A 7144-nucleotide genomic window follows, 5' to 3' on the forward strand; every position below is an offset into this window, starting at 1 on the left:
GCTGCTCACGCCAGAGGTGACGCCGTCGTCGATGTCGGCTTGCTTGACCCACCTCCGCACGGACTCGACCCCGTATCCGAGCTGCGTCGCGACCCGCTGCACAGTCCCATGCTCGGTCCCCAGCTCGGCACGCAGCGTCCGCACCATCCGGACCGCCGCGGCCTTCTCCTCCGGCGAATACCGACGCGTCGTCGGCTTCCCCGCTGTCTGCTCTTTCGGCATAACTCCATCCTCGTTTCCAAGGTCAGGAGCCTCCAACAAACCCAGGGCGCTTCAATCGGTCAGGAAGGCAGCAGGAGCACCTTGATGTCGTAGTCGAGCTTGCAGAGATAGAAGATCAACTCGACGACGGGACGGTGACTATCCCAGCGGGGCTGTGAGGGGCCGATCTCGCAGAACCTTGCGACAAACTCAACCTTCTCGCGCGCGGCCGGGATCGATGCGCGGAAGGCCGCTTCATCCCATTGCTCTTCGCTCATACTCCCGACCGTAGCGGTGAGTACCGACACGGCCGTGGGAGCTCTCAGCCCCAGAAGATCGGATCCTGGTGGCTGCCGATGTAGTCGAGCAGACTCTGGACGTTCTTCGTCGGGCGCCTCTTCGTGTACTCGTGGAACTTCATGTGCCGGTCACGCCAGTAGATGCTCCACTGGCCGGTCTTGACGGTGTATCGCAGGCGCGCGACCGGGAACCGCGTCCAGTCGCCCTGCCCGTCCCACGGCGGCCGCGTCTCGATGATCGTGACGTGCCGGTCGGCGATCTCGGCTTCTACTCTCACCTGATCCCACAGGTGCTCGGGCACGCGTTCACGGCACCAGCGGCCGATGCGCAGCAGGTCGGTCTCGGGCATAGCCATGGTCAAGTCCTTTTGAGTGGTGTATCGAGGCTTTGTCGGGTTCCTCGTGGTCGGGTGGGTTGTCAGGCGGCGAGTGCCGCGTGGCCGGGGTCGTCGGTCATGGTGTCGCTGACCTGTAGGGCGGCTTGTTCAGCCGCGGCTTTCGCGGCTGCTTCGGCGAGCATCGTGTCGGTCGCGGTCAGCAATTCCAGGCTCATGTAGCGCCGTGATTCGGTCCATTCGTCGTGCTGCTCGGCCAGCACCGCGCCGAGGAGTCTAATCACCGCGACTCGGCTGGGGAAGATGCCGACGACGTCGGTGCGTCTCCGGATCTCCTTGTTGAGCCGTTCGTTCGGGTTGTTCGACCAGATCTTCTTCCACACCTCCTTCGGGAACTTCGTGAACGTGAGCACCTCATCGCGGGCGCCCTCGAGGTGCTCGGCAGCGGCCGGCAGATGGGTGGCCAGGCTGTCGATCATGTGCTCGTACTGGGCGATCACCGCCTCGACGTCGGGCTGGGTGTAGACGCTGTGCAGCAGCGCTTTCACCGCGGGCCACTGCGACTTCGGGCACACCGCCATCAGGTTGGCCGCGTAGTGGGTGCGGCAGCGCTGCCACTGCGCCGTCCCGAACACCGCCCCGGCCGCTTCGACCAGCCCGGCATGGGCATCGGAGGTGATCAGCTCCACCCCCGACAGGCCGCGGGCAGCCAGATCACGGAAGAACCCGAGCCACCCCTCCCTGGTCTCCGCGGTGCCCAGTTGCAGGCCGAGGATCTCGCGGTAGCCGTCGTTGTTGATGCCGGTGGCGACCATGGCGGCGACCTTGACGACCCGGCCGTGTTCACGCACTTTGAGCACGAGCGCGTCGGCGGCGACAAACCGATACGGCCCAGCATCGAGCGGCCGGGTGCGGAACGCTTCGACCTGCGCATCCAGGTCTTTACTCATCTCTGAGACCTGCGATTTCGACAGGCCCGTGATGCCGAGAGTCTGCACCAGTTTGTCCATCCGGCGGGTGGAGACGCCGAGCAGGTAGCAGGTGGCGAGCACCGTGGTCAGCGCTGCCTCGGCGCGGCGGCGCCGCTCCAGGAGCCAGTCGGGAAAGTAGGTGCCTTCGCGCAGTTTCGGGATCGCGACGTCGATGGTGCCGGCGCGGGTGTCCAGGTCCCGGTGCCGGTAGCCGTTACGCCGGTTGGTGCGCTCATCCGAGCGGGCGCCGTAGGCGGCGCCGCACACGCTGTCAGCCTCGGCCGACAGCAGGGCATTGATGAAGGTGGTGAGCATCTGACGCATCAAGTCCGGCGAGGCCTGGGTGAGCAGATCGGACAGAAACGCCTGGGGGTCGATATCGTGGGGAGCGGTCATCGCGGGTGTCCCTTTCGAGTGGGATGTGAGAGTTTCCTCGAAAGCCTCCCGCGGTGACCGCTTCTACTTCGCGGTCGACACGCCAACCGGAGTCAACGTGCTGCGGGATTCGTACACCACTCTGCCGGACGCAACTGCGCCGCACCCTCCACACCGGGATGAGCCTGCTGACCGACCGCCAAAAAGAACACCTCAGCGTCCTCTTCGCCCACGAGAAGCACGCCGCGGTCGAAGCGGCCTGGGAGATCTACCAGGCCATGGTCGCCGCGTATCGAGAATTCGACCGCGCAAAGGCTAAGGCCAAGATGGAGAAGGTGATCGCGGCGCTGAGCAAGAAGGTCCCCGACACCCTCGAGGAACTGGGCAAGCTCGGCCGGACACTGACCAAACGCGCCGCCGACGTGCTGGCGTTCTTCGAGCGACTGGGCACCAGCAACGGTCCGACGGAGGCGATCAACGGCCGGCTCGAACACCTGCGCGGCTCCGCCCTCGGCTTCCGCAACCTCACCAACTACATCGCCCGCAGCCTCCTCGAATCAGGCGGCTTCAGACCCTTGCTACACCCTCAAATGCGATGAGCCTCGAATGCAGGATCTTGTGCCGACAGCGGCGCACGATGGTCGCGGGGATCTCGAACAACCGTGCGCGAAACCGTTTGGGCTCCCAGCGACGTGCATCATGGCCGGCCAGCGCGATGGCCTGGATCCAGGCGACGATGACGCCGGCGAGCTGGACGATCTGGCACCAGACCTGGTTCTGCGCGAATCCCTGCAGCGGGAACTTCATCAGGCCCATGTCCTTGGCGTTGCGGATCCGGTCCTCGCAGCGCGCGCGGCGGCGGTGACGCAGCTCCAGCACTGGAAGCTGGCCGCGTGGGGCGTTGGTCGCGAACGCAGTGATCCGCATCCCTTTGTGATCGGTGATCCGTAGCTGCACTCCGGGGTGGGGGCGTTCCTTCCTTACGGTTACCCGCATTCCGGGGGCCACCCGGGCAGGTCCAGTAGTCCGGTCAGTTCCGCGACCCATGCCCCATCGCGGATCCCTTCGGTGTCGGTGTCGTAGGCAGGAGTCCACGCCTTCGCCTCATCAATACGTTCCAACAGGTCAGGAGTGTTCGCGGGGAGGGTGAACCCGACTGAGTAGGCCAGACGCTGCCGCTCCAGCCAGCCCGCGAAGTCCTTGGGGCCGCCGGCCCCGTCGGTGCGAATCAGGACCTTTTTCGATCCCCGCCCGCCCCGGCCCAGCAGGGCCGGTGGGAGCTGCGCAAGGGCCAGACGGGTGACGGCGATGTGATCGCTGGCGGTGTTCGAGCCCGCGTTGCCGGGGCGAAGGTGGATCGCGAGCGGTTCCCCGGTTCCTTCGCTGCCGTGGTCCAGGAACGCGTACAGAGGGTGGTAGCCGAAGCCGCGTTTGAACGTCGGGGCGGCTTGCTCCTTCTCACTGTGGACGTTGATCAGGGTGGCGTCGAGGTCGATGACCAGCGGGGTCTTCGCGCTCGTCCCCTCGGCCGGGGAATGCTCGCCGGCCAGGGCCCAGGCCTGCTCGCGCGCGGTCCTGCGAGCCCTGGCGATCGCGGTCATCACGGCGGGCGCGTCCTCAGCGAGGGTGGTGAGCGTGCGGGAGATCGTTGGGGCCGAGGCGACGTCACCGAACAGGCCCGGCTCGCACCGCAGCAGGTCGGTGTCACGGGCGACCTCCCCGCCCACCGCGAGAGTCATCGCGAGGTCCAGCAGGACCTTGGAGGCGTGATGCTCGGCCAGCGGTTTCGTCCATGAACCCAACGCTTCACGCAGCGAAGAGGCGAGGCCGGTGGCGTGGATCGTGTCGGTCAGCAGCACCGCGCCCGCATGCGAGGCCGCCGGGACCTCAGCGACGTCCACACGCGGGCGGGGGTAGAAGAACACGGTAGGGTGGGACACCTGAAAGGTGCTCCTTCCGGCCAGGGATTACGAGACTCGACACCCCGTATCATCCCAGGCCAGGAGCACCTTTCTCTATGACGCCCACCCGTCGAGACCACACCCCAGTGAAATCTCGAGGTCAGCGGGTGCTCGTGGCAGGGCCTGAACTGTGGTCCGTACACTCCTACTCATGGATGCGCTTGATATTGGACGGATCGTGGCCGGACTGGTGCTGCTGGTCTTGGGTGGGGAATTTTTGGTGCGTGGGGCGTCAGCACTGGCCGGACGTTTCGGGATTTCGTCATTGGTGATCGGTCTCACCGTAGTGTCAGCGGCGACGTCGGCACCCGAGTTCGCAGTGAGCGTCGGTGCTGTACTGCGTGATGAACCGGGGCTTGCCGTGGGCAATGCGGTTGGCAGCAACATCATTAATGTCCTGCTCATCCTGGGACTGTCCGCGCTGGTCGTTCCCCTCGCTGTAAAGCGGAGGCTGATCCGCTTTGACCTGCCCCTGATGGTCGTCTTGTCAGTTCTACTGCTCCTTGTGTCCCTGGATGGGAGGATCAGTGCGGTGGACGGGCTGATACTATTTTTCGGTGTGGTGGTCCACACCATAATGTCCGTGGTGATTAGTCGGCGGGACGCCAAGACCGCGGTGAATGCCCGGGAAGGGACAGGAGATTCGGCAACCGTCGATCCAGCCGACGAGGAAGGGGCTGCGCTAGGCGCCTCGGTCAGCAGGTCGCTCTTCTTTGTGCTGCTGGGGGTCGCGTTGCTGGTCGCCGGTGCCACGCTGCTCGTGGAAGGAGCAGTGAACATAGCCACCACGTTGGGCGTAAGCAGCCTCGTGGTCGGACTGACCGTTGTGGCTGTCGGGACATCGTTGCCCGAGCTGGCGACGTCCATCATTGCCGTGCGTCGCGGTGAACGCGACCTAGCGGTGGGCAACGTGGTCGGCAGCAATATCTTCAACATAGGGGTAGTGCTAGGACTAACCGCGCTCATCTCTCTTGAGGGCATTCCCGTATCCGGCGCCGCAGTGGCCTTCGATATCCCAGTAATGCTGGCGGCCGCAGTGGCACTACTGCCGATCGCGTTCACGGGCTTCGCGGTGGCGCGTTGGGAGGGCGGCTTGTTCGTGGTTTTGTACGCCGCCTACACCGGATACCTTGTGCTGGCTGCCACAGCGCACGATGCACTGGAGGGATTCACCGTAGCCATGGCGTGGTTCGTGCTGCCGTTAATCGCACTGACGCTCATTTCCTTTACAGCCTACGAAATCGGGCTCCGCAAGGGACGCCGAGACCTGGACCAGACCACGACTTCGACGTAGACCGTCGAGTGCATTCGGCTGCTGGCTTCATTCAGGTCGTCGGCTGAATGTAAATCGGCAAGAGATGACTGTCGGTTGGTGGTGTCATAGCGTCGTAGCAACACTCCCGGTCGGTGGGGGCTCGAGGCGAGGAGGCCTGGGATGGTGCGGCGGCGACTCACGTTCACGGAGCGGATGGAGATCTCGACGGGATCGAAGGCCGGGTGGGGAGTCCGGAAGATCGCGTCTCACCTGGGTAGATGCCCTTCGGTGGTCTCCAGAGAGCTTCGACCGAACTCGACGAAGACGCGCGGCTATCAAGCCGTGACCGCGGACGTGAAAGCGCAACGCCAGCGCTCTCGCCCACAGGTCCGGAAAGTGGCAAAGGACCCGGTACTCGAGGCCCGCGTCAACGCCGACCTCGCAGCGTCATGGATGCCGAACGAGATCGCGGGTCGCTTGCGTCTGGAGGCCGCAGACCCGACCGTTGAACGCATGGCGAACTCTCCCGACGCTCAGGGCCGCACCGTCAGCGGAGAAGCGATCTACCAGTACATCTACGCGATCCCCCGCGGAGAACTCGCCAAGCGTGGGATCTTCTTGCAGTCCAAACGGACCAAGCGCCGGCCCCGCACGCACGGCCGCTCCCGAGGCGGGCCGATCGTGGGGATGGTCCCGATCGCGGAGCGTGGCGAGGACGCGGCGAAGCGGCGGGTACCCGGGCACTGGGAGGGCGACCTGATCATCGGGAAGAACGGGTCCTCGTGGGCGGCGACGCTGGTGGAGCGGATGAGCGGGTTCACCGGCCCGCTCGCCCTGCCCTCGAAACACGCCGAGGGCCCCCGCGGACGCGGTGATCGAGTACTTCACCGAGCTGCCCCGGATGATGCAGACCTCGCTGGTAAGGGACCAGGGCAGCGAGATGGCGCACCACGCAAAGGTCTCCCCTGGGCTGACCCCGTTTCGTAGGTCCAGTCGTTATGAGAGTCGTCCTGTTGCCCGCGGTCGCGGGCAGGGAGACTGGTCAGATCATGACGAACAGCAGGAAGCGTCACACCCCCGAGCAGGTCGTCCGTAAGCTCGGGCAGGCCGACAGGATGCTCGCCGATGGTCAGGACGTCGCGGCGGTGTGCCGGGAGCTCGGGGTGTCCGAGCAGACGTACTACCGGTGGCGGAACCAGTACGGCGGCCTCAAGGCCGAGGACGCAAAGCGCCTGAAGGAGCTGGAGAAGCAGAACGCGACCCTGAAGCGTCTGCTCGCGGAAGCGGAGCTGGAGAAGGCCGCGCTCAAGGAGCTGGCTGAGGGAAACTTCTAAGCCCGGACAGGCGCCGCGCCGCCGTCGATCACCTCAAGGGCAAGTTGCGGGTGAGCGAACGGATGGCGTGCCGTCTGGTCGGGCTGAGCCGCTCCGCGTACCGGCGACCGCTCAAGGGCGACACGGTCGCGGACCCGGATCGGGCGCTCAGGGAGTGGCTGCGCGCCTGGGCGAAGGACCATCCCCGCTACGGGTATCGGCGGGCGTATCACGACGCCCGCGCCGAGGGGCCGGTGGTGAACCACAAGAAGATCCAACGCCTGTGGCGTGACGAAGGGCTCCGGGTCCCGCAGCGGCGTCGACGCAAGCGCGTCGGGTCCTCGACCGTCGACGCGCCGACGGCGGACGCGCCGAACGTGGTGTGGGCGGTGGACTTCCAGTTCGACGCCGACGAGCACGGACGACCGATCAAG

The 7144-nt window shown here is 65.6% G+C and carries 5 protein-coding genes and 4 pseudogenes; 4 read left to right on the forward strand and 5 right to left on the reverse strand.

The features are described 5' to 3' along the window. The 4 genes from J1M39_RS04765 to J1M39_RS04780 form a co-directional block, all read right to left on the reverse strand. A partial coding sequence (locus J1M39_RS04765; RefSeq protein WP_241253861.1) for a transposase occupies window positions 1-222 on the reverse strand: 222 nt, incomplete at its 3' end. Between the two features lie 59 nt (window positions 223-281). Then, the gene (locus J1M39_RS04770; RefSeq protein ID WP_206496514.1) at window positions 282-479 is read right to left on the reverse strand and encodes a hypothetical protein; all 198 of its coding nucleotides are present in this window, start codon (window positions 477-479) and stop codon (window positions 282-284) included. Window positions 480-523: 44 nt separating this feature from the next. After that, a complete protein-coding gene (locus tag J1M39_RS04775; protein WP_036315702.1) occupies window positions 524-856 on the reverse strand; it encodes a DUF3024 domain-containing protein in 333 nt (110 codons plus the stop codon). Window positions 857-918: 62 nt separating this feature from the next. Then, the gene (locus J1M39_RS04780; protein WP_241253862.1) at window positions 919-2202 is read right to left on the reverse strand and encodes an IS256 family transposase; all 1284 of its coding nucleotides are present in this window, start codon (window positions 2200-2202) and stop codon (window positions 919-921) included. Window positions 2203-2339: 137 nt separating this feature from the next. Here J1M39_RS04780 and J1M39_RS04785 point away from each other — a divergent pair. Then, window positions 2340-2780 (forward strand): annotated as a pseudogene (locus tag J1M39_RS04785) (ISL3 family transposase); the annotation flags it as partial. On the opposite strand, the pseudogene J1M39_RS04790 reads toward J1M39_RS04785, so the two are convergent. Further along, a pseudogene (locus J1M39_RS04790) lies at window positions 2749-4121 on the reverse strand (IS1380 family transposase). The pseudogenes J1M39_RS04785 and J1M39_RS04790 overlap by 32 nt on opposite strands. A 172-nt stretch (window positions 4122-4293) precedes the next feature. On the opposite strand from J1M39_RS04790, the gene J1M39_RS04795 reads away from it, so the two are divergent. The 3 genes and pseudogenes from J1M39_RS04795 to J1M39_RS04805 all read left to right on the forward strand — a co-directional run. Next, window positions 4294-5436, forward strand: a complete 1143-nt coding sequence (locus J1M39_RS04795) for a calcium/sodium antiporter (RefSeq protein WP_043282823.1) — start codon at window positions 4294-4296, stop codon at window positions 5434-5436. A 141-nt stretch (window positions 5437-5577) separates the two neighbouring features. After that, window positions 5578-6361 (forward strand): annotated as a pseudogene (locus J1M39_RS04800) (IS30 family transposase); the annotation flags it as partial. An 85-nt stretch (window positions 6362-6446) separates the two neighbouring features. Continuing rightward, window positions 6447-7144: pseudogene (locus tag J1M39_RS04805) on the forward strand (transposase); the annotation flags it as partial.

It is taken from the genome of Micrococcus sp. KRD077, assembly GCF_017168505.1.
Lineage (GTDB): Bacteria > Actinomycetota > Actinomycetes > Actinomycetales > Micrococcaceae > Micrococcus > Micrococcus luteus.

Bases quoted from the DNA above. Each gene is read 5' to 3' on its own strand.
- J1M39_RS04770 (WP_206496514.1), bottom strand. From the start codon at position 479: ATGAGCGAAGAGCAATGGGATGAAGCGGCCTTCCGCGCATCGATCCCG.
- J1M39_RS04780 (WP_241253862.1), bottom strand. From the start codon at position 2,202: ATGACCGCTCCCCACGATATCGACCCCCAGGCGTTTCTGTCCGATCTG.
- J1M39_RS04795 (WP_043282823.1), top strand. From the start codon at position 4,294: ATGGATGCGCTTGATATTGGACGGATCGTGGCCGGACTGGTGCTGCTG.
- J1M39_RS04775 (WP_036315702.1), bottom strand. From the start codon at position 856: ATGGCTATGCCCGAGACCGACCTGCTGCGCATCGGCCGCTGGTGCCGT.